At 44.3% G+C, this 24,148-nt stretch carries 15 protein-coding genes; 11 read left to right on the top strand and 4 right to left on the bottom strand.

Annotation, left to right across the window (positions count from 1 at the left end; translation table 11 throughout):
• Positions 1-2: 2 nt before the first annotated feature.
• The 3 genes from IM792_RS04940 to IM792_RS04930 all read left to right on the top strand — a co-directional run bounded on the left by IM792_RS04940 (position 3) and on the right by IM792_RS04930 (position 7,865).
• Complete coding sequence (locus IM792_RS04940) at positions 3-3,284, top strand: efflux RND transporter permease subunit (protein WP_194100668.1); 3,282 nt, start codon at positions 3-5, stop codon at positions 3,282-3,284.
• Complete coding sequence (locus IM792_RS04935) at positions 3,281-4,390, top strand: efflux RND transporter periplasmic adaptor subunit (protein ID WP_194100667.1); 1,110 nt, start codon at positions 3,281-3,283, stop codon at positions 4,388-4,390. The genes IM792_RS04940 and IM792_RS04935 overlap by 4 nt, the downstream gene beginning before the upstream one ends.
• A gap of 196 nt (positions 4,391-4,586) precedes the next feature.
• Positions 4,587-7,865 (top strand): glycosyl hydrolase, encoded by a 3,279-nt coding sequence (locus IM792_RS04930; protein ID WP_194100666.1) that lies wholly within the window; start codon positions 4,587-4,589, stop codon positions 7,863-7,865.
• A gap of 21 nt (positions 7,866-7,886) precedes the next feature.
• Here the strand turns inward: IM792_RS04930 and IM792_RS04925 are convergent, their stop codons facing one another.
• Complete coding sequence (locus tag IM792_RS04925) at positions 7,887-11,075, bottom strand: AsmA family protein (protein ID WP_194100665.1); 3,189 nt, start codon at positions 11,073-11,075, stop codon at positions 7,887-7,889.
• Between the two features lie 200 nt (positions 11,076-11,275).
• On the opposite strand from IM792_RS04925, the gene IM792_RS04920 reads away from it, so the two are divergent.
• Entirely contained in the window at positions 11,276-11,749 is a 474-nt protein-coding gene (locus tag IM792_RS04920; protein ID WP_194100664.1) for a sialidase family protein, read from the top strand.
• A complete protein-coding gene (locus IM792_RS04915; RefSeq protein ID WP_194100663.1) occupies positions 11,718-12,407 on the top strand; it encodes a sialidase family protein in 690 nt (229 codons plus the stop codon). The genes IM792_RS04920 and IM792_RS04915 overlap by 32 nt, the downstream gene beginning before the upstream one ends.
• 10 nt (positions 12,408-12,417) lie before the next feature.
• On the opposite strand, the gene IM792_RS04910 is transcribed toward IM792_RS04915, so the two are convergent.
• A complete protein-coding gene (locus tag IM792_RS04910) occupies positions 12,418-13,446 on the bottom strand; it encodes a GntR family transcriptional regulator (protein WP_194100662.1) in 1,029 nt (342 codons plus the stop codon).
• Positions 13,447-13,616: 170 nt separating this feature from the next.
• On the opposite strand from IM792_RS04910, the gene rhaT reads away from it, so the two are divergent.
• From rhaT to IM792_RS04880, 6 genes are all read left to right on the top strand, one after another.
• A complete protein-coding gene (gene rhaT, locus IM792_RS04905; protein ID WP_194100661.1) occupies positions 13,617-14,696 on the top strand; it encodes an L-rhamnose/proton symporter RhaT in 1,080 nt (359 codons plus the stop codon).
• 28 nt (positions 14,697-14,724) lie between these two features.
• Positions 14,725-16,845 carry a bifunctional aldolase/short-chain dehydrogenase gene (locus IM792_RS04900; protein ID WP_194100660.1) on the top strand — a complete coding sequence of 707 codons (2,121 nt, stop codon included), beginning with the start codon at positions 14,725-14,727 and terminating at the stop codon, positions 16,843-16,845.
• 65 nt (positions 16,846-16,910) lie between these two features.
• Positions 16,911-18,185: a TIM barrel protein gene (locus IM792_RS04895; RefSeq protein WP_194100659.1), complete on the top strand. Its 1,275-nt coding sequence runs from the start codon at positions 16,911-16,913 to the stop codon at positions 18,183-18,185.
• Positions 18,182-19,585, top strand: coding sequence for an FGGY family carbohydrate kinase (locus tag IM792_RS04890; RefSeq protein ID WP_194100658.1), 1,404 nt, complete (start codon positions 18,182-18,184; stop codon positions 19,583-19,585). The genes IM792_RS04895 and IM792_RS04890 overlap by 4 nt, the downstream gene beginning before the upstream one ends.
• A gap of 300 nt (positions 19,586-19,885) precedes the next feature.
• On the top strand, positions 19,886-21,388 hold the full coding sequence (locus tag IM792_RS04885; protein WP_194100657.1) for an aldehyde dehydrogenase family protein: 1,503 nt from the start codon (positions 19,886-19,888) through the stop codon (positions 21,386-21,388).
• A gap of 72 nt (positions 21,389-21,460) precedes the next feature.
• Complete coding sequence (locus IM792_RS04880; RefSeq protein ID WP_194100656.1) at positions 21,461-21,838, top strand: DUF779 domain-containing protein; 378 nt, start codon at positions 21,461-21,463, stop codon at positions 21,836-21,838.
• A 6-nt stretch (positions 21,839-21,844) separates the two neighbouring features.
• On the opposite strand, the gene IM792_RS04875 is transcribed toward IM792_RS04880, so the two are convergent.
• Together IM792_RS04875 and IM792_RS04870 are read right to left on the bottom strand one after the other, a co-directional pair.
• Positions 21,845-22,651, bottom strand: a complete 807-nt coding sequence (locus IM792_RS04875; protein WP_255521443.1) for a helix-turn-helix domain-containing protein — start codon at positions 22,649-22,651, stop codon at positions 21,845-21,847.
• A 298-nt stretch (positions 22,652-22,949) separates the two neighbouring features.
• The gene (locus IM792_RS04870; protein WP_194100654.1) at positions 22,950-24,134 is read right to left on the bottom strand and encodes an MFS transporter; all 1,185 of its coding nucleotides are present in this window, start codon (positions 24,132-24,134) and stop codon (positions 22,950-22,952) included.
• Positions 24,135-24,148: the final 14 nt, after the last annotated feature.

The following is a 24,148-nucleotide window of genomic DNA, read 5'->3' as shown; positions in this document are numbered from 1 at the left end:
TGATGAATTTAATTCGTTTTGCGCTTCGTAAACCCATCACTATTATGGTGCTTGTGGCCGGGCTGCTGTTTTTCGGCATCAAATCGGCTACTACCATAAAGGTTGATATATTCCCAAAGCTTGATCTGCCGGTTATTTACCTGTCGCACCCGTTTTCGGGCTATACTCCATCGCAAATGGAGGCCATGTTTGGTAAGCAGTACATTAATATATTGCTGTTTGTAAACGGTGTAAAAAGCATCGAAACCAAAAATATACAGGGTTTAACCCTCATGAAGATCAACTTTTACCCAGGCACCAATATGGCGCAAGCCGCTGCCGAGGTAAGCGCTTTTGCCAACCGTATTCAGGCTATCTTCCCACCGGGATCAAACCCGCCATTTATCATTCGTTTTGATGCCTCAACATTGCCGGTAGGGCAGTTGGTATTGAGCAGTAACAAACGCGGTAATAACGAGTTGCTCGACCTGGCTAACGTATACGTAAGGGCATCATTCACTACAATTCCGGGTTTGGTGGCGCCACCTCCGTTTGGTGGTAACGTGCGCACAGTGGTGATCAAGGCCGACCCGGAGATGCTGCGCTCACACAACATGACCACTGATCAGTTGGTTGAAGCATTGCGGGTAAATAACTTAACAGCGCCATCGGGCAACGTTCGTATTGGCGATAAAAACTATATCACCCCAACCAATACCACCGAGCATACAATTAAGGATTTTGAGAACATACCGCTGTTTAAAGGAGGCGTACAAAACCTTTACCTGCGCGATGTTGCCAAGGTTGAGGATGGTGCCGACGTTACCGTAGGCTATGGCTTAGTGAATGGCAAGCGTTCGGTTTATCTTAACGTAGCCAAAAGTGCTGATGCCTCTACCTGGGAGGTGGTTCAAAATCTTAAAAAAGCCATTCCTCGCATCCAAAGTCAGCTACCGGATGATGTTAAAGTAAGCTACGAGTTTGACCAGAGTACCTACGTGATCAACTCGGTGAAAAGCCTATTGAGCGAGGGAGCCATTGGCGCTATACTTACCGGCTTAATGGTATTGCTGTTTTTGGGTGATGTTCGCGGTGCCTGTATCGTGATATTGACCATACCTATCGCTATTATTTCGGCGGTGTTGTTCTTGAGCTTGTTTGGCCAAACCATCAACATCATGACGCTTAGCGGACTGGCATTGGCCATCGGTATTTTGGTTGATGAAAGCACAGTTACTATCGAGAATATTCACCAGCATTTTGATATGGGTAAACCCAAGGCCTTAGCTATATGGGATGCCTGTAAGGAGATCGCTTTCCCTAAGTTGCTCATTCTGTTCTGTATTTTGGCGGTATTCGCGCCTGCGTTCTCAATGGGTGGTATACCGGGTTCATTGTTTTTGCCGTTAGCGCTGGCTATTGGTTTCAGTATGGTTGTGTCGTATTTTTTGGCGCAAACCTTTGTGCCGGTAATGGCCAACTGGATAATGACAGTTAAGCACCACAAAAAACCATCAGGTGAGGATATGACCGATGCTGAGGAATTCGCTGCATCCGGATTGAACGGTGATGGCGAACACGATACCTGGGCGCAAAAAGAACAGCTGTTTAAGCACAACGAGGGAGAAAAAGTAAGCCGGTTTGAGCGTATCCGCCAGCGTTATATGAGCTTTATTGAACGAATACTGCCATACAGGCGCAGCATAGTTATCGGCTACCTGCTTATCTCCATTTTAGCCGCAGGGCTAATGATGGGCAGCATTGGTCGTGATGTGTTACCAAAGGTGAACGGCGGGCAATTTCAGGTTCGATTACGTGCCGCCGAAGGTACCCGTATCGAAACAACCGAGAATAAAACCCTCAATGCCATTAACGCTATAAAGAGCATTACCGGCCCTGAAAATATATCCATAACATCTGCTTACGTGGGTACGCACCCGTCGTTGTTTTCTATAAGCCCGATATTTTTATGGATGGCACAACCGCACGAGGCTGTAATTCAAGTGGCATTAAAGGAGGACTATCACGCCAATTTGGATGAATTGAAAGAAAAGATCCGCGCCCGTATAGGTAAGGATATGCCCGAGCTTAAACTATCATTCGAGCCGATAGAACTTACTGATAAGATTCTGAGTCAGGGTTCGCCAACACCGGTTGAGGTACGTGTATCAGGTCGAAACAAAACACTTAATGAGGCTTATGCCCAAAAGGTGATAGATAAGCTGAAGCAAATTGAATATCTGCGTGATGTGCAGCTGGGGCAATCAACCAAATACCCGTCAATAAATGTAGAGGTTGATCGTGTACGTGCAGCCCAGTTAGGGGTTGATATGAATGATATCTCACGTTCGCTTGTCGCTTCAACCTCATCATCCCGTTTTACCGAGAAAAATATATGGGTTGATGAAAAATCGGGCTACAGCTACAGTGTACAAATACAAGTACCCGAAAGCAAAATGAGCAGCCTGACCGATATTGGCGAAACTCCATTACTAAAAAATGCAGCCCGCCCGGTACTAAGCGATGTAGCTACTATTACACCAAGCACTACTTATGGTGAGAATGACAACCTTGGTGCTATGCCGGTACTATCAGTAACAGCAAACCTGAATGATAAGGACTTAGGCCATGCTACTAAGGATGTTCAAAAAGCCATAGCATCCCTTGGCGAATTACCTCGTGGTTTGAATGTGGAAATGATAGGCCTTAGCCAAACCCTTACCGATACTATGGATAGCTTAGAAAGTGGTTTGATAGTGGCCATTGTGGTTATCTTTTTAATGCTGGCCGCCAACTTCCAGTCCTTTAAAGTATCAGCGGTGGTATTGGCTACCGTGCCCGCTGTAATTTTAGGGTCGCTTGCATTGCTGATGCTTACCGGGTCAACACTTAACCTGCAATCGTACATGGGTATGATCATGTCGGTAGGTGTATCTATATCAAACGCGGTACTGCTTATTACCAATGCTGAGCAGTTGCGTAAACATAATGGCGATTCGACAAAATCAGCTCTCGAAGCCGCCGCCTTGCGTATGCGCCCCATCCTGATGACAGCACTGGCTATGGTGGTGGGTATGATACCAATGGCTAGCGGATTAGGTGAAGCGGGCGATCAATCGTCGCCATTGGGCAGGGCGGTAGTAGGCGGACTTATCGCTTCGACATTCGCAGCCTTATTTATACTACCACTGGCATTTGCCTGGGGGCAGGGTAAGGCAACTACCCAAAGCGTATCGCTCGACCCTGAAGATGAAGAAAGCAAGTTTTATGTAAACACCAACAAAGCCAACAACAACACAATATGAACAAGTTAAAAGTATTAAATATAATTAGTTTCCTGGCGTTTTCCGTGGCTGTACAGTCCTGCGCGTCGCATGCTACCGAGGAGAAAAAGGAAGGCGCTACTGAAGAAGCCGCAACGCAGGAAATAGTATCATTAAAAAAAGGCGTACTCAACAGCTCATTCTCTGTACCGGGTGAACTGGTGGCCTACCAACAGGTGGACCTTTATGCCAAGGTAAGCAGTTTTATCAAAAAGCTTTATGTTGATATAGGTTCAGAGGTTAAGGCGGGACAGTTATTAGCTGTGATGGAAGCACCGGAATATAACTCGCAACTATCCGGGGCCCAATCACGCCTGCGCTCACAGGAGGCGGTTTATCAGGCCAGCAAAGCTACTTATGAGCGTTTGCTCGAAACCAGCAAAACACCGGGCACGGTATCGCCCAATGAGCTTGATCTGGCATTAGCAAAACAAAACTCGGACCTTGCACAGCTTGAATCGGCCAAGGCAGCTTATCGCGAGGTGGGCGATAACCGCAACTATTTACAAATACGCGCCCCTTTTGATGGTGTGATAACCGCGCGTAATGTTAGCGCGGGTGCCTATGTAGGCCCATCAGGTAAGGGATCGGAATTGCCTGTGTTTACTTTGCAGGAGCAAGGCAAGTTACGCTTAGCCATAAGCGTGCCCGAAAGCTACACCGGTGCTTTGGCCGGTAAAAGCGAGGTTAGCTTTACCATTAAGGCATTCCCCGGCGAAACATTTACAGCTAAAGTAAGTCGCCTTTCGGGCGCTTTAGATGCACGCCTGCGTGCCCAACGTACCGAGATGGACGTGATCAACAAAGACAAAAAGCTATTACCCGGTATGGTGGCCGAGGTGCATGTGCCACTAAATGGCACCGAAGCTTTTATAGTGCCTACAAAGGCGGTGCTTAATTCAACCAAAGGTGTTTATGTAATACGTGTATCAGGAGGTAAAGCTTACTGGGTGCCTGTTGAAACCGGTAGGGAAGCTAATGATCAAACCGAGGTTTTTGGCAGCCTTAACGCGGGCGACAATATCATTAAAACCGCGTCAGAAGAATTACGTGATAGCAGCGAGGTAAAGATAGCCTCGGCAAAATAAAATACAGAAAGATAAACCAACCTGTAAATATGTTGGCGTTGTGTGTTGAATCTCCGGTAGGCAAGTTCTATCCGGAGATTTTTTGTTTGTGGCGATACTTGAGTATTAAAAAGGAAAAGCATTTTAGCATTGAGCAAGCATCAAATAATTATATTTGGTAGATACTCTCCATTATCTATCTAATTTATAACCTAATATGCGCTTCAAAAACCGGCTCATTATCTCATTATTTGTTGCATTTCAAGTTATACTAACCGCCTACACATTATTCGCACAGGTTAGCCCCATAGTGCCACCAGCTGCGCAGCTTAACAGCGCTTTTAGCGATAATGATAAGATTGCCTTTCGCTCGCCCGATAAGGTTTATTATCCCGAAACCTGGTTTCACCTGATAGGCGGGAATGTTTCTAAACCGGGCTTAACGGCTGATCTGGAGGCTATCCAACGGTCGGGTATTTCGGGTATACAACTCTTTCATGGTCAGTTTGGTGGCCCCTGGCCGGGTGTTACACCTCAGATAGCTTGTCTTAGTCCGTTGTGGGAGGATGCCATTCACCATGCCGCGGTAGAGAGCCAGCGTTTAGGCTTACGGTTTACTATGCAAAACTGCCCGGGTTGGGCTATGGCCGGTGGCCCGTGGATAAAACCGGCCAACGCTATGCGCCATCTGGCCTGGAGCAGAACCGACATAACCGGAGGCAAAGGTGTGTTAACCATTCATTTAGATAAACCACAACCCAGTACCGAAGCCTGGCGCGATTATAAGGATATTACCGTATTGGCTTTCCCGACACCCGCCGGAGATTCAGGCAAACCACTTATGCCACAACAGGCACAGGGTAGCGGCAACATTGCATGGGCCGATGTACTAACAAGCAGTACCGAAAAAACTGTACGCCTGGCTGCTGCCGAAAACGGGGAACCATATACAGCCGAGGCCACATTTGCCGATACAGTAACTATCCGTACCATTGAATTGCCCAGTGTGAACAGCATGAGCCATGCCTGGAACTATGCTCCCGGCGTCAGGATAAAGGTTGAAGCTTTGCTGGCTAATGGCAAAACAGCACAGATGTTGAGCACCGATGTCCCGGCGGCTAATTTTCAGGATGGGCAGCCGGTTACGCTTGCCTGTTCGGAAACAAAGGGAGTTAAGAAAGTTAAAATATGGATAGAGAACAAGCACGATATGACGCTTAAGTATATCCGTTTCTTTTCGGCATCACGCAAAAACAACTGGGAGGCCGAGGCCGGGTGGACGCTGCGAAACATTGACCGCGATGGCGTAAAATATAATCAATCGAAAAAAACATATATCGACCCTGCGCAGATCATCGATATAACTAAAATGACCGATACCGACGGCAACCTGAAATGGAAAGCCCCGGCAGGGAAATGGACAATACTGCGCATAGGCCACGTAAACACAGGTAAGCAAAACGGTCCCGCGCCGCCGGAAGGTACCGGATGGGAATCAAACAAACTTTCGGAAGCTGGGGCAAACGCTCATTTTGCAGGGTACATTGGTAAGCTTTCGGGTAATAATGGTGCCTTGAGCGGAGGTTTGTTAAAGGGTATGCTGATGGATAGCTGGGAATGCGAAACACAAACCTGGACGGATAATATGGAGGCTGAGTTTAGCCGCATATCGGGCTATCAACTAAGGAAGTGGCTGCCCGCTATATTTGGCTATGTGCTAAAGGATCAGGAAACCACCTTTCGTTTCTTGCACGACTGGCGCTATACCATCAACGATCTGTACACCAATAAGTTCTACGGGCGTATGTCGCAATTGGCCAAAGCCAACAACCTGGCCGTATCCTACGAAACAGCCGCGGGAGATGTTTTTCCTGCCGATATTTTAGAGTATTATAAGTTCGCTGATGTGCCCATGTGCGAATTTTGGCAGCCCTTTAACAATTACTTTGTAGGCTCGCTCAACTTTAAACCTATAAAACCGGCAGCATCGGCAGCGCGCATGTATGGTAAACCCCGCTTAGGTGCCGAAGCATTTACCTCATTTGAACTTACCTGGGATGAGCAGTGGCCTATGCTGAAAGAGGTGGCTAACATTAATATGGTTGAAGGAGTGACGCATTTAGTTTATCATACCTACACCCACAACCCCAAAGCCGATTCGCTCAAGCCGGGTACATCTTTTGGATCAAACATCGGCACACCGTTTTTAAGGCAGCAAACCTGGTGGAAACATATGCCGCAACTCAACGCGTATTTTGCCCGTTGCAGCTATATGCAGGAGCGGGGCAAGCCGGTATCAGATGTGCTTTGGTATCTGGGTGACGAGATCGGCCATAAACCCGATCAGCATGCGCCTTTTCCGGATGGTTTTAAGTATGATTATTGTAATCCTGATGTTTTGCTTAACAGGCTTAACGTAGCAAATGGTATGCTGGTTACTCCCGAGGGTATACAATACCGTGTATTGTGGCTGCCCGAAACAACGCACATGCTACCCCAAACCCTCGAAAAGCTGTATGACCTGATACGTGCCGGTGCAACTGTAATTGGCAATGCTCCAAAAGAATTAGTAACCCTTAGCGGTGGCATCAAAGCTCAGGTGCGATTTAATATTGCTGTAAAAAATATTTGGGGTGATACAAAAACAACAGGTATGCGACGGATAGGCAAGGGGGCGATATTCTCCCGGATGAGCTTAAATGATGCATTAGTAAAGTTAAATATCAGCCCTGATGTTACAGGAGGCAATGCGCTTTGGACGCACCGCAAAACAGAGGGTGCCGACTGGTATTTTGTGACCGCGCCTAAAGGAGGGCCATTCACCGGAACGCTCAGTTTCAGAAACACCGGAAATATTGAACTATGGGACCCTGTGACGGGCAAGGTAACTCCACTCGAGAGTAAAGTAAACGGAGATAGAACATCTTTGCAACTTGATCTGCCGCAGGCGGGTTCTTGCTTTGTTGTTTTTGACCATAATTCCAAATCAGGCAATATCCGGAATTTGAAAACGGCCTCCGTTATAAAGTTTACAGATGGTTGGAATATCGCTTTCCCGGATGGATGGGGCGCGCCAAAAGCTATACAAGTGAATGAATTAAAACCTTGGAAGGATATGGATATGTCAGCCGAAGCTAAAGCATTTTCGGGTACGGCAGTCTACTCAACAACCTTTAATGTACAAGCGGATCAAAAGGCAGATCATTATTCAATTGACCTGGGCAATGTTGCCATGATAGCTAAAGTAACCCTGAACGGAAAGGATATGGGCACGGTATGGTCGGCACCTTACCGGTTGGATGTTAGCGATGCCATTGTTAACGGCAAAAACTCATTACAGGTTGAAGTAACCAGTACCTGGTTCAACAGGTTGGTTTATGATGCCGCCCTGCCCGAAGATCAACGAAAAACATGGACCATAAGCGGCCCCGATAAAGCTGCACCGCTAAGAAACAGCGGATTGCTTGGCCCGGTAACTATATCGGTTGAAAAGTGATCAAACGAAGAACCCTTCAAGTTATCGCCTGAAGGGTTCTTCGTTTATGGAATTGAGTTGCTTATTCTTCTTCCTTTCTTCCTGCAATTCATCTTCTTTCTTACCTCTGCCCAAGCGTATCTTAGGTTTTTCCTGAGTTCCGGTAATGGTCATCGGTATGCCTAATATACCAAAGGGTGGTAAGCCAAGCCTGAATTTAAGGTTAAGGTTACCGCTGAAACTTATCTGTCCCTCAATACGCGGACGGAAACCTGCCATGCGCATCTTGGTACGTTCAATGGTGATTATATTGTTGGCGATGGTTGTTTTAACATCCACCTTGGTTATATCGCCACGACCTAAACTATCGCGCCCGGTTTTTTTGCCCACCGCGCTGAATAGTTTAAACCCACGCACCTTTACCTTTTTTACTGATAAGACACCGCCACCTTTTAATGATGGGTATATCGGCATCATATCGCCATTAAGCTTACCGCTTAACTGGTAATTTAATGATACTATACCATGCACATAAGCCGCTGATGAAGCCATATCATGAAACAATTTTACCTCGCGATATGCTCTTTGTATATCAAATTCTTTGGCATCAATATGGTAATCAAAATGTGCTTTTTGCGGACTAAGGCTGCCATAGGTTGCATCCATCACTACCGGTGCGCCTATCATTGTAAAACCTGTTTCTTTAAGCATCAGCTTACCGTTGCTGATGTTCATCTGGCCTTTGGCATCGTTAATATCAAGTCCGTTGTATTTAACTTTCTTTACGTTGGCGGTAAAACCAAGATCAAGGTTTTCAGGTATTAAAATAACACCTGTGCCGTTTGTCTTGCTCGGCTTCTCTGTAGCTGGTGTCCCTGCAAAAGCCATAAAATCATCGGCTATAATTAAATCGCTGTTTAGCTTAAATTCGCCCTTAAGTGGCGATTTAGGTTGAAGTGCATAACCAATAACATTTGACAAGGCACCGTTAAGCACCAGGGTTGATTTACCATACTTAGCCCTGAACTGGTCAAAGTTCATTTTATCCTGGTTGAAGCTAAATACTCCTGTTTTTATAACGAATGGTTTAGGGAACAATTCCGATCGTAATGTAATGTTACGCACCTTCATGCTGCCCGAGTTATCAAGCTTATCGTATCTCCCCGCTGTGGCATCGCTTTGTTTGCCTTTTAACGAAAAGTTGGTGCTGATGAAACCCTTAACATCATAACCCTTCATGGCGAATACTCGATATATTTTACCAATATCAAGGCTACCCCTTGAGCTAAGCTGATAGTCCAGATCATCAAAGTTGCGGAGGTTGGCTCGCAGTAAAAATGGCTGCCCCTCAAAATTGAATGATACTGGTTTGATGTTAACCTTTAAGCCTTTCAACGAGCCTGTATTGTTATAAATATCAGTATTTACCTGTATGTTTTGTACCGGGTTTGGGTAGTATTGAGTTTTAAAATAACCGTTAACCCATGCAATGTGAGCATTAGTAACCGGGAATACTCTACGAGCCGGAATGTAATGGCCTTTAGTTTGCAGATCGGCATTAATATCACCCCGTACGTCTATACTCTTATCCAGCGGATAGAATTTTTTAATATCATCCAGTTTAAATTTGGCTTTGATGCCCGCGTTAATAAGTGCACCCGCTTTATTGCTAAAGTTGAGATAGCCTTTAATGTAATTATTAAGCGCTTCGGCATTCAGGCTGCTTATCTCAACTTTGGCGTTTGAGATATCATTATCGGGGCAGGATGCATTAAGGTCAAAGCTGATATTCTTTAGTGCTTCGGGGAGTATGGTGTATTTAACGTAGCCGTTTCTGAACTTTGAACGTATTGTGAATTTAGGAATGCTGGTTATTACGGTGTCCACCTTTTGCCTTAAGCCTGTTCGTTTTATGCCGGTGGTGTACTTGCCATCGGCCAATAGATGCATACCAAACCGACCCTTAACCTGGAACGGTTTAATGCCAAACGCCTTATACCATTGCTCCAGATCGATCTCGGTATTTACCTTGGCAAAAATATATGGCGATTGTATACCTCTCACTTTTAATACCGAACCAAAATAATCTTTACCGATGTTGAAGTAGATCGAGTCAACATTCAGGTTCAAGCTATCAGGGTTTAAGGCGGGTAGCTTAACATCCATATTAAGGTACAGGTTTTTAACAGGGGCAGGAGTGCTTTTATTGCCCACGTAACCATTCCTGATGTTCATACTCAGGCTCAGATCGGGCATAATGTTTTTGGCGGCTATGTATTTACCGATAAGGTTGAGTTGAATAATTCCATTACCTCTAACATCAATTCCGTGGGCCAGTTTGGCGTACTCATCGGGTATGGCGGTGAAAATATCGCTCAGGTTGTTTTGGTCAGATCGTATCTTGAAACTCATATCGTAACCATCCTTCAAAAACTCGAACCGCCCCTTGAAATTCACCGGAAGCTGGTTGATCAGCAGGTCATTCTTTTGAAATGCAAACGCTAAAGATTTGGTATTGATGCTGGTTACCAGATCGGCGTTAACCTTTTTGTTGAGCACGTAAGCCTTGCCGCCATAATAAAAATCAACAGATGTGGCATCGGTATGTGAATACAGGTCGAATACGTCTTTACTCAGATCGCCATTGCCTTTATAGTTAAAGCCTCGGGCATTGATCTGCATCGGCATAGAGCGGTCATTATATACCAAACGACTATTCTCAACCAATATCTGCTCTATTCCTAATGATGCGCTCGCCGTATCAGCCGGGTTATTAGCTTTAGCCCCGGTTGATTTATACACGTTGTAATTGGCATTGCCGGTGCTATCAACCTGAATGTTAAACAACGCGTTGCTCAGGTATATTTTGTTGATGTTGATCTTGCTTTTAAATACCGATGAAATATCAATTGCCAATGATATTTCCTTCGCCGAAACCAATGTGTCCTTTGTGAACGGAGCACTGCCGTTCAATACAAAATCATTCAGCGTAAGGGTTAACGATGGGAATTTTTTAAAGAATGACAAGCGTGTGTCGGTAAATGATATTTTACCGTTGATGCTGTTGCCTGCCCATTGTTTTATTTTCTGCGTAACCGTTTCAGGAAACAGGTAGGGCAGCAGAAACATCAGAGCCAACAAACTTACAATAGTGATAGCGCTTATTTTAAGCGTTTTTAGCAGTATTTTTTTTACAGGCACCGGCATATATGTAATTGCAAAAAGGTGCATGAAGATACTGATAAATGCCAAATGCTATGCACATGAATGCCTGTTGTTTTATATTTTGTAACCCTTAAGCTTTATTTGCTGGTGCCAATTCATCAGAAAACCATTATTTTAGGCAACAAACCAAGTTCAATAAAACCAATTAAACTAACTTGTTAAGTACAGCATTTACCAGGGCTGCCAGCAACAAAAACTATACGCTTATGAAAAAAATATTACTTCTGTTATCACTTACATGGCAAGCAAACTTATTTGCACAGCAGGTTAAAATTGATTCTATTAAATGGGATTCAAAGATACTGGTGAATAACGAGCCCGTTTTTACAGATGCTGGCAATGTAAAGGGTGCCAATGGCGCTAATATCCGTCGCCATGGTATGTATGGTTCGCAATACTGCCGTTTGTTGCAGCTTAAGGATGGCAGATGGATAGCCGGGTATACCATATCACGCAATAATGGTTATAAAAATGACCCTAAAGGGGGGCTTGAGTTACAGTTTTCAGAAAGTAAGGACAATGGGCGTACATGGAAACCCGTCAGCATAATATCAGACCCGGGACGTGATCTGGACAATGCCCAGATGATAGAACTTCCTAACGGGAATATCCTGCTGTCATGTCGGTCAGTACGTTGGCAGGAATCGTATGTGTTGCCTAGTTTACAAAAGTACCGATAAGGGCAGGCACTGGAAAAAACTGAGTATTATTGATGAAACACATGGCAAACCCGGCGAACTGGGTAAACCCGATAAAGGCATTTACGAACCTCATTTTTATTTTTTAGCTGATGGCAGATTGGCCGTAATGTACGCCAATGAAAAACATGTGGTTGAAAATCCATCATATAGCCAGATCATCTCGCAAAAAATAAGTCCGGATATGGGTAAAAGCTGGGGTAATGAAATTTGGGTAGCCCACACGCCGGGTAACAGTGCTTCAAGGCCGGGCATGCCGGTGTGGACAAAGATGAAAAACGGCAAATACATTGTTGTGTATGAAATATGCGGCCCCGAAGCTTGCAACATATACAGCAAAATAAGTGATGATGGTTTTAACTGGCCGGTAGGCTTGGGCGATAAGATTGCTGATCAGCTTGGTGGGCCGTATGTGCTTTCGCTTAAAAGCGGTGCTTTAGTGGTGACATCAAATTCAAGCAATATATCCATAAGTAATGATCTTGGTAAAAGCTGGAAAACCGTAGCCCCGGCCTGGGACAAAACATTATGGCCCGCGTTGTATGAAATTAACGAAAACGAAGTAGGTGCCGTCAATTCCGTACACCGTGCAGAGGGAGGCAACAACATCCAGATACGCCTTGGGAAGACTGCTCAGTAACATAATACCCTTATAACGACGCCCGCAAATTCACGGTAAAAGGTATAGCGTAGCGTGTTTGCTCATTGTTGAGGATGGTTTCGGCTGTTTTTTCGCCAAGCATCCTGAAATTGGTTGAGATGGTGGTTATGCCATTTAATATGATCTGTTTTATAGCGGTTTCATTATAGGATATGATGCCTATATCTTCACCAATTTTATGATCGGTTTTTTGTAGCCGTTGGATCAGTAGAACAAGGTCATCCTCAACAATATTGATGTAAACCGTCCCCGGCTTAAAAACCTCATTCTCAATACCGGGTATTACCTCATGTGCAAAATAATGATCCACACAAAAATTCTTAAACCCACGAATAATGCCTTCCGAATAATAGGTGCTCTCCGGAAAGATGATCTTGATAGTTTCGTACTTTGTAAGCGCGCTAAGTAATTCGGTTAGGGCGTTATAAATATCTTGTTCAAAATCCTCATAAACTGCTGCGTACTCACCATTAAGGTTGGCTATCAGTTTATCCATAACAACCAATTTTTCTTTAGGTATCGAGTCTATTAATTGGGCAGCCTTTTCTTCGTTATCTAAAAAATACGGCACCACTACTATCTTGTTATAATCCTTATCTATCTTATCGCTCAGTATCTTTTTGAATAGTAAAAAATCGTTGTTATATACATAAAAATCTATGGCCGCGCGTTCATGCAAGGTTTCAGCAAAGGCATCGTATATGATTTTTTTGTGGGCACTCAACTTGTTGAATAGCAAAAGTATCTTCAACTTATGGTGCAGTGTAAGGTCGAGTACAAATGCGCCTTTGCCCGGTACGGTGCCAATGATGTTGTTGCGCTTTAGTTCATTATAAAAACGTTCAATAGTATTCCTGGAGGCATCAAGCGCAAAACTCAGATCGTTGATAGAGGGCAGCACATCACCGGGTTGTATCAGTCTGGCTGTAATGCCGGCAATAAAGCCATTTACCAGTTGCAGGTATTTAGGTGTAATGCTGTACTCGTCAATAGTAAGTATTTTAAGATAGTTGCGCATTAATTATAGGTTATATTGGTTTGGTGCAGGGCAAAGTAATAAATAAAAAAGTGAATGTAAACCATCTATTGGGGACAGTTAAGGATAGTTGGCATATTTATTAAATTTACCTTGGCATTGTGCCTTTAACCGGGGCATACCTATTAAAATCAATTTATACCTAACACTACATGCAAATTATCTTCGGTATTATTTACCACTTTATAGGTGGTTTTGCTTCGGGAAGTTTTTACATCCCTTATAAAAAAGTAAAAGGCTGGGCCTGGGAGAGTTTTTGGATAGTAGGAGGTATATTTTCGTGGTTAATAGTACCACCCATAGCAGCATGGTTAACCATACCCAACTACAGCCAAATAATAGCGCAAACCAACGGACAAATACTTTTCCTGACTTACTTTTTCGGCCTACTATGGGGTATAGGTGGCTTAACGTATGGTTTAGGTGTACGTTATTTGGGGGTATCATTAGGCAGCACTATAATATTAGGGCTATGCGCGGTATTTGGGTCGATAATACCATCGTTATATTATAACATATTCCCGGAGGAAGACAAAACCAGTATCACCGAAATGATCAATACGCATTGGGGCCAAATGGTGCTGCTGGGTATACTGATATGTGTATTGGGCATTATAATTTGCGGCAGGGCAGGTACGTTAAAAGAGCGTGACCTGAACGCAAAAGGTCAGGTTGATTCTGGTAATAAAGAATACCGTTTTGGCCTGGGAATATTGGTAGCCATTGTGTCGGGCGTATTAAGTGCCTGCTTTAACTTTGGTATTGAGGCCGGTAAAAGTATGGCCGATGTAGCCAATGCCGCATGGCAGTTGCAGCACCCCGGGGAGGGCAACTTTTTATTCTCAAACAATGTTACTTATATAGTGATTTTGTGGGGAGGTTTAACCACCAACTTTATATGGTGCATGATATTGAACACCCGTAACAAAACATTTTCAAATTATACTGATAGCAATACGCCGTTATTTAAAAACTATCTTTTTTCGGCCCTGGCAGGTACAACATGGTTTTTGCAATTCTTTTTTTATGGCATGGGCGAAAGTAAGCTGGGTAATGGAGCCAGTTCGTGGATATTGCACATGGCATCAATTATACTGATAGCCAATTTATGGGGCCTTGCCTTAAAGGAATGGAAAGGCGTAAGTAAAAAAGCCGTAACAACATTGGTAGCCGGTATACTAACCATTGTTATATCGGTATTATTTGTTGGTTACGGTAACTCATTAAAATAAATAAGTAAAATAAAACAATACAGAATATATGTCGATCAGCACAACTCAATTTAAGCATGTAAGTTATTTATGGGACGAAGCCGAGGCCGCTAAATTGGCCGGGGATGAAGTTGCCCTTTTAATATATCGCTCCAACCTGTTAGGGGCCGATTTGCGGCTTACCAATTATGGTGGCGGCAATACATCGTGCAAGGTTATAGCTAAAGATCCGCTAACGGGTGCCGATGTAGAAGTGATGTGGGTTAAAGGTTCGGGCGGTGACCTGGGCACATTAAAGAAAAGCGGACTGGCCGCTTTATATGTTGACAGGTTACGTAGCCTGAAAAATATTTACCGTGGTGTTGAATTTGAGGATGAGATGGTTGAATTGTTTAACCATTGCATATTTGATCTGTCATCAAAAGCTCCGTCAATTGATACACCGCTGCACGGCTTTTTACCGTTTAAACATATTGACCACCTGCACCCCGACGCAGCAATTGCAATCGCGGCAGCAAAGGATGGTAAAAAAATAACTGAAGAACTGTTTGGTGGTACCATAGGCTGGGTTGAGTGGAAAAAACCCGGTTTTGAGCTTGGCTTGCAACTTAAAGCCTGCCTTGATGCTAACCCGGGTATACGTGGTATAATGCTTGGCTCGCATGGTTTATTTACCTGGGGCGATACCGCTTACGAAAGCTATATCAATACCCTTGAGGTAATTGAAAAATGCGCTGAATATCTGGAGCAGAACTACGGCAAGAAAGGCCCTGTTTTTGGTGGTCAAAAAATTGAAAGTTTGGATGAGGCTGATCGTAAAAAACAGGCTGCTGCATTAGCGCCGGTATTACGTGGTTTTTGCTCATCAAAAACATGTATGGTTGGTCATTTTACTGATGACATACGTGTGCTGGAATTCATCAACTCAAATGATCAGGAACGTTTAGCGCCGCTGGGTACCAGTTGCCCCGACCACTTTTTACGTACCAAGATAAGTCCGCTGGTACTGGAACTGGACAAAACAGCCGACCTGAGCGATGTGGAAGCCATAAAGGCTCAACTAAACCCGGCGTTTGAGGCTTATCGCCAAATGTATACCGATTACTATAACACCTGTAAGCACGACAATAGCCCGGCCATCAGAGATGCTAACCCGGTGGTTATATTATACCCAGGGGTGGGTATGTTCACCTTCGCTAAGGATAAGCAAACCGCACGCGTTGCCGCTGAATTTTATATCAATGCTATTAATGTGATGAAAGGAGCGGAGGCTATTTCTGAATATACCTCACTGCCACGCCAGGAAGCTTTTGATATTGAATACTGGTTGCTTGAGGAGGCAAAGTTGCAGCGTATGCCTAAGCCAAAAATATTATCAGGCCGTATAGCGCTAGTTACCGGTAGCGCGGGCGGTATAGGCAAGGCTATAGCCAAAAAGTTTGTGCAGGAAGGAGCCGTGGTGATCTTGAACGACATGAATGCCGAACGCCTTGATGGTGCCGCTGAGGAATTTAAAACCCAGTTTGGCAAGGATAGTTATGCTACCGCCGTTATGGACGTTACCGCAGCCGACCAGATACAGGCCGCGTTTGATACCGCTGCCCTTGCATTTGGCGGGGTTGATATTGTGGTGAACAATGCCGGCCTATCCATCTCAAAAACCATAGCCGATCATACCGAAAAAGATTGGGACCTGCTGTATGATGTATTGGTAAAAGGCCAGTTCTTTGTTACACAGGCGGCCGTTGCTGTTATGAAAAAACAAGCCATAGGTGGCGATGTTATCAATATTGTAAGCAAAAATGCTTTGGTTAGCGGCCCTAACAACGCGGGTTATGGCAGCGCCAAATCGGCACAATTGCATTTAAGTAGATTGAATGCTGCCGAACTGGGTGCCGACAAGATACGTGTGAACGTGATAAACCCCGACGCGGTTATAAGCGACAGTAACATTTGGGCAGGCGGCTGGGCCGAAGGTCGTGCCAAGGCCTATGGCATTACTGTAGATGAGTTACCGGCTTATTATGCTAAACGTACCTTACTTAACGAGGTTATATTGCCTGATGATATTGCCAATGCCTGTATTGCCATTACGGGCGGTTTGTTAAATAAATCAACCGGGAATGTGATCAATGTTGATGGTGGCGTGGCTGCCGGTTTTGTGCGTTAAATTGTAAATTACACCGGGCAGAACCACCAATTTTCTGCCCGGCTAATATTCTAATAAATACCTATATGCAATTAGAGAAGCAAGTAATACAAGATATGAATAGCGATGCGCTCTCCGCGCATCAGCGTAAATACAATTATATATCGGGCGAGATTGCCAATGCCGCTAAAGTTGTTGAGAAACTCGAAGCATTTAATATCGCTATACCCAGCTGGGCGCTTGGTACGGGCGGTACACGTTTTGGTCGTTTTTCGGGAGGGGGGGAGCCTCGCAGTTTGGAGGAAAAAATTGAGGATGTGGGTTTGATACACGCCCTTAACCGTTCAAGCAATTCTATATCATTGCATATCCCTTGGGATATTCCGGATAATGCATCGTCAATAAAATTCCTGGCCTCGCAGTTAGGCCTGCATTTCGACGCGGTAAACTCCAATACCTTTCAGGATCAGAAAGATCAGGCGCTGAGTTATAAATTCGGCTCACTGCATCATGTAGATAAGGCTGTACGCAGGCAGGCGGTTGAGCATAATATAGAGGTTATAAAGTACGGTGTTGAGCTTGGCTCAAAAGCACTTTCAGTTTGGCTGGCCGATGGTTCAAACTTTCCGGGTCAGTTAAATTTCCGCGGGGCGTTTCAAAATACTTTCGAAAGCTTGCAGGAGATATACGATGCACTGCCCGATGACTGGAAGGTGTGGATAGAATACAAACCGTTTGAACCCAACTTTTACTCAACCACTATTGGCGATTGGGGGCAATCGTACCTGTTAGCAAACAAGCTTGGCCAAAAGGCAAGTACGTTGGTTGATCTGGGTCATCATTTACCTAATACCAATATCGAGCAAATAGTATCGCTATTACTGATGGAGGGTAAGCTGGCAGGTTTCCATTTTAACGATTCAAAGTATGGCGATGATGATTTGACCGTAGGTAGCATCAACCCATATCAACTATTCCTGATATTTAACGAATTGGTTGAGGGTATGGATGCACGCGGATTAGATCACGCAACAGGTATAGGCTGGATGATAGATGCATCGCACAATGTTAAAGATCCTATTGAGGATCTGCTACAATCAGTAGAAGCTATCAAGATAGCTTATGCGCAGGCATTACTGATTGATCAGGCTGAACTTAAAGCTGCTCAGCAAAATAATGATGTGGCCAAAGCGCAGGAAATATTACAGCAAGCCTATCGTACCGATGTGCGCCCATTACTTGCCGAAGCTCGTTTGCGTGCAGGTGGGGCTATTGATCCGATAGCGGCATTCCGTAAGCTGAGTGTGCGCGATGAACTGGTGAAAGAAAGGGGATTGAAAACCGTAGCTACCGGCCTATGATAAAGCAGCCGCAACCTGTTATAGCTATTTTTGACATCGGCAAGACCAATAAAAAGCTCTTTCTGTTTGACGATGACTATAAGATTGTACATGAGCGCTGTGTAAAGTTTGACGAGATCACGGATGAAGATGGTATGCCATGCGAAGACCTTGCACGTTTGCGCCAATGGGTAACTATCTCTTTGCAGGATGCGCTAAGCTTACCCGATTTTGAGATAAAGGCCGTTAACTTTGCTACCTATGGCGCCAGTTTAGTTTATATAGATGAACAGGGCGCTCCTTTAACCCAGCTGTATAACTATCTGAAACCGTTTCCGGATGAATTAAAGGAGCGATTTTATAGCACTTATGGCGATGAAGACCAATTAGCTGAGCAAACGGCTTCACCGGCATTGGGTAGCCTTAATTCAGGTTTTCAACTGTATCGCTTTAAACATGAGCAGCCGGAGTTATTTGAACGTATGCAATATGCGTTGCATCTGCCGCAATACATGAGCTATTTGTTAACCGCTAAACCGGCAACGGATATGACCAGCATTGGCTGCCATACCGCCTTATGGAATTTTGCTGATGATCAATATCATGATTGGATTTATGCGGAGGGCCTTGAAGATAAACTCGCGCCGATATTACCCGGCGATAAGATTTTTGATACCACATTTCACGATCATAATATTAAAACCGGCATCGGTTTGCACGATAGTTCATCGGCGTTGATACCTTATCTGGTAAGCTTTAATGAGCCTTTTGTACTGCTTTCAACAGGTACCTGGAATATCTGCCTCAATCCTTTTGATCATACACCATTAACAGCGGAGGCTTTGCATAATGATTGCCTTAATTACATACAGTATGAGGGTTTGCCGGTAAAGGCATCTCGCTTATTCGCCGGGCACGAGTGCGAGGTGCAAACACAGCGTATAGCCAAACACTTTGGCCAATCAGCAGATAAATATCAAAATATAGCGTTTGATACAGATCTGGTAAATCAGTTAAATAAAAAGGTTCCGGTTGAAGCGGATCAAAATGGTAATGTTAACCCAATAGCCTTTAATGATCGTGATTTGGAACAATTTGCTAATGATATAGAGGCCTATCACCAATTGCTGATAGATATAATGCAACAGCAAACCGCGTCAATAAAATGGGTGATGAATGGCGCGCCGGTTAAACATATTTTTGTGGATGGCGGCTTCAGCAAAAACCGGGTATTTATGCAATTAATGTCTATGGCTTATCCTGATATAAAAGTTTGCGCGGCATCGGTTGCACAGGCTACGGCATTGGGGGCAGCCTTATCAATACACCAACATTGGAATAGTAAACCGCAACCAAACGGACTTATCGCCATAAAGCAATACAGTGTTATTGCTGATGATGCGATAAAAATGACTACGTAACGCAAAAAGTTTTTACAGGAAAATCTGAGAAGATTTGATTGGAATTGGTGGACGATGGAGGCGCATCCGAACCAAATCAGTGCGCCTCATCTAAGCTCTCATAAGCACAATACTGACATAGAACACCAGTAATCGAGGAAAGTTTGATGGTTCGAAAATTAAATTAACAATTGTTCAAATTGTAGTAATTCAAAGTAATTCTGTAAGCGAAAGATTACTGCTACAAATTGAAAGAATAGTGCTACTGTACAACTTTGCCGGGCGATAACTTTGGTTTGTTAATTAAAACCAAACCCAGTTATGAGTATAATAGCACGTCCATCCTTTAAGGATAAGTATGACAATTTTATTGGAGGCAAATTTGTTCCGCCTGTTAAGGGAGAGTATTTCGATAATACATCGCCCATTGATGGTAAACTGATAGCCAAAGCTGCTCGCTCAACAAAAGAGGATGTTGATTTGGCTTTGGAAGCCGCGCATCAGGCGTTTGCCACATGGAGCAAATCCTCACCGGCTTACCGTAGTGGTATATTGAACAAAATAGCTGATACCATTGAGGCCAACCTTGAATACCTGGCCGCTGTAGAAACTATTGATAACGGCAAACCCGTACGCGAAACCCTTGCCGCCGATCTGCCGCTGTGCGTTGACCATTTCAGATACTTCGCAAGCGTTATCCGTGCCGAAGAAGGTACCATAAGCGAGCACGACGAAAATACTATCAGTATAGTATTACATGAGCCGATAGGTGTTGTAGGGCAGATCATCCCGTGGAACTTCCCGCTGCTAATGGCCACATGGAAAATAGCTCCGGCAATTGCTGCCGGTTGTTGTACCGTGGTTAAAGCCGCTGAGCAAACTCCGGTATCTATCATCGTTTTAATGGAGCTGTTGCAGGATGTTGTACCTCCCGGTGTTATCAATATAATTAACGGCTTTGGGGTAGAGGCCGGTAAACCATTGGCTACATCGCCACGTATCTCCAAGGTATCATTCACCGGCGAAACAACAACCGGTCGCCTGATTATGCAGTATGCCGCCGAAAACATAATTCCGAGTACAATGGAGCTTGGCGGTAAATCGCCTAACATCTTCTTTAAATCAGTTGGCGATGCCAATGATGCATTCTTTGACAAGGCTATTGAGGGGGCTGTAATGTTCGCGCTTAATCAGGGTGAGATATGTACTTGCCCATCGCGCATTTTAGTGCATGAGGATATTTACGACAAATTCATCAGTCGGGTTATTGAGCGTACAAAGGGCATTAAAGTAGGCCATCCGCTCGATAAAACTACCATGATAGGTGCACAGGCCAGTAACGATCAGTACGAAAAGATACAATCGTACCTTAAAATTGGTAAAGAAGAAGGTGCTGAATTGCTAACCGGTGGCGAGATAAACCGCCTGGAAGGCGAACTTGAGGGAGGCTATTACATACAGCCAACCATATTTAAGGGCAACAACAAAATGCGCATTTTTCAGGAGGAAATATTTGGCCCGGTGGTGTGCGTTACCACCTTTAAAACTACCGAGGAGGCTATCGAAATAGCTAACGATACACTGTATGGTTTAGGCGCCGGTGTTTGGACACGAGATGCGCATGAACTATATCAAGTACCCCGAGCCATTAAGGCAGGCCGTGTGTGGGTAAACAACTATCATGCTTACCCGGCACATGCGCCGTTTGGCGGCTACAAAAAATCGGGCTTTGGTCGCGAAAACCACAAGATGATGCTGGAACACTATCGCCAAACCAAAAACATGCTGGTAAGCTACGATAAAAACAAACTGGGCTTCTTTTAATTAATATATAGCTGTAATATCAACATGCCGCAGGTGTATAACCTGTGGCGTGTTATTTTTTAATAATTTACTATGGAGTATAACCGAATTGATGTTACACCGAAAGCTGTAGCGCTGATAGCCGAATTAAAAGAACGTAATGGCGAACTCATGTTTCACCAAAGTGGCGGTTGTTGTGATGGTAGCCAGCCCATGTGTTTCCCGAAAGGAGATTTTAAATTGGGCTATAGTGATGTTTGCCTGGGCGAGATAGAGGGCTGCGAATTTTGGATGAGCCGCGATCAGTTTGAGTACTGGCAGCATACGCATCTTACCATTAACGTGGTTGATGGGCGGGGAGCCAGTTTTTCGCTGGAGATACCTATGGGCAAACGCTTTATTATCGAGTCGCGGTTATTTACCGAGGAGGAGCAAGGCAACCTCACTCCGTTACGATACATCGAAGAATAATATTAACTAAGATGCCTGTGTGTTGCACAATAGCTGATATTGCTTTGGCGTAACACCCTCATGTTTTTTAAACAGACGGATAAAGTAATTACAATCCTTAAATCCGCTGGTAAAGCAAACTTCATTAATGCGTATCGCCGGGTCTTTCAATAAGTTTTTGGCGAATCTCAATTTCTCCGTCAATACAAATTCCATCGGACTTACACCCAGTTCGCGCTTAAAGTATCGGTATATTGATACGCTGCTCATACACGCCTTTTCGCTGATGCTCTTAAGGTTGATGTTGTCGGTTATATGATCACGTACAAATTCGCCTATGGTATGTACTAATCCTAATTTATTACCCGGCGCTGATTGTGCCGCCTGGCTTTGAATAACGCGGACCAATAATTCGCTCAATGTAATATCAACCAACGCATCTTTAGCTACCGAGTTACTCATGCACTCATAAGTAAGCTTATTAATGGTTGTAGCCAGATGGGTGTTATTATACAGATAGTATTTATCAAAATTAAGCTCCCAATGTGAACCGTTTTGTTTTGGATAACGCTCGTTCAAAAAGTTGAGTGTAGCTATTATCTTTTCAGGACTTATGGCTAATGCCAGGCATTGCGTAGGGTTTTGTTCGGTAGCTTCGGGGAAGTCTATCTCCATGCCTACATTGCCGGGTATCAGCACACTTTCGCCGGGTATGTATTCAAAGCCCGGTTCATCAAACAAATGCATCACCTTTTTACCACGCAGCATGCTGGTGATAACCACGTCATTAAATTTAAGCGGCACAAGCAAGCCATGCTGGTAAGTTTCAAACAAGTTTAGTTCGCACTTATCCAGGCAATATACTGTCCGGTTTTCTATTAACGTTTTAAGAGAGTTCTTATCGGTTAATTTAGGTGATCTGAGGGGAATTCTGTTACTATTCATCCATGATCTTGGTTAGTCAAATGTATCGTACCTGATCGTAATAATCAAGAGCGATATTGAAGAAACCGATAAATATGCCGCAATGTTTAATCAACTCACAGCTTAATACCTGATGTTCGTCATAGTATTAAACTGTGCAGCGGCAACTTTATTTTACAAGATGTTTTAATAATATTCAGAGCGCTGATCAATCCGCCTCGACAGCCACATGCTCAAGTATAGTTTTTTCGCTTGTTCTGCGTTTTATCAGCATTACAGCGAAACCCACACCACACAAGGCCATCACCATACCAACTAATGATGGTGTGGCATAACCCAAACCTGCCGCAATAGGTAAGCCACCGAAGAAAGCGCCTAATGCGTTACCAATGTTAAAAGCAGCTTGTGTAACCGCGGCACCCAGCATTTCGGCACCTTTGGCGGTGTTGATCATGAGTATTTGTATTGGCGATGCCAACGCGATAGATAATGCACCGGCAATAAATGTTAATGCCAATGAAAGTACTTGATTACCCGAGAAGAAATAAATACAAAGCAATGTTAAAGCCATAGCGGTAAGCAACCATGCGCAGGCTTTTACAGGCTGAATTCTGTCGGCCAGCCAGCCGCCGATTATATTACCTACTACCATACCAAAGCCAGCCAATACTAATATACCCGATACGCTGCCGCTCAAGAAGCGAGAAACTTCTGTCATTAGCGGCGCTATATAACTTATCCAGGCGAACAAGCCGCCGGTGCCAATGGCTGTAATGAGGATGATCAGCCAGGCTTCAGGATTTTTGAATAGCTGCATTTCTGATCTGGTATCGCCGCTTCTGTTAACAGAAAGTGGAGGTAACCATATAGCGATGAACAGCAATGTTATTAAACCAATGGCGGCAACTATACCAAAGGTGTATCGCCATAAAAAAGTATGCCCAACCCAGGTACCCAGCGGCACCATAGCCAAATTAGCGATAGTTAAACCGGCAAACATCATAGAAATAGCCTGAGCCTGTTTGCCTTTATCAGCCAACCGGCTTGCTACTACCGAACCTACACCAAAAAAGGCACCGTGTGGTAATCCTGCAAAAAAACGGGCAAGTAACAAGGTAACATGGCTTGGCGCGAAAGCCGAAACAGTGTTAAACACCGTAAAAATTAGCATTAAAGCAAGCAATACTTTTTTAGGCGGATAATTGCTACTCATCATAACCAATAGGGGAGCACCAACTACCACACCCAACGCGTAAGCTGATATAAGGTGACCGGCCGATGGTATGCTGATGTGCATGTTTGCGGCAATATCAGGCAGCAAGCCCATCATTACAAATTCGGTAGTGCCTATACCTAAACCGCCAAGCATTAAGGGGAATAAACTCTTTTTCATCAGTGGGGCTAATT

Origin of the sequence: Mucilaginibacter sp. JRF (assembly GCF_015223065.1) — a bacterium.
In the GTDB taxonomy this organism is placed as follows: Bacteria; Bacteroidota; Bacteroidia; order Sphingobacteriales; family Sphingobacteriaceae; genus Mucilaginibacter.
This window is presented reverse-complemented; position numbering and strand designations above follow the sequence as displayed.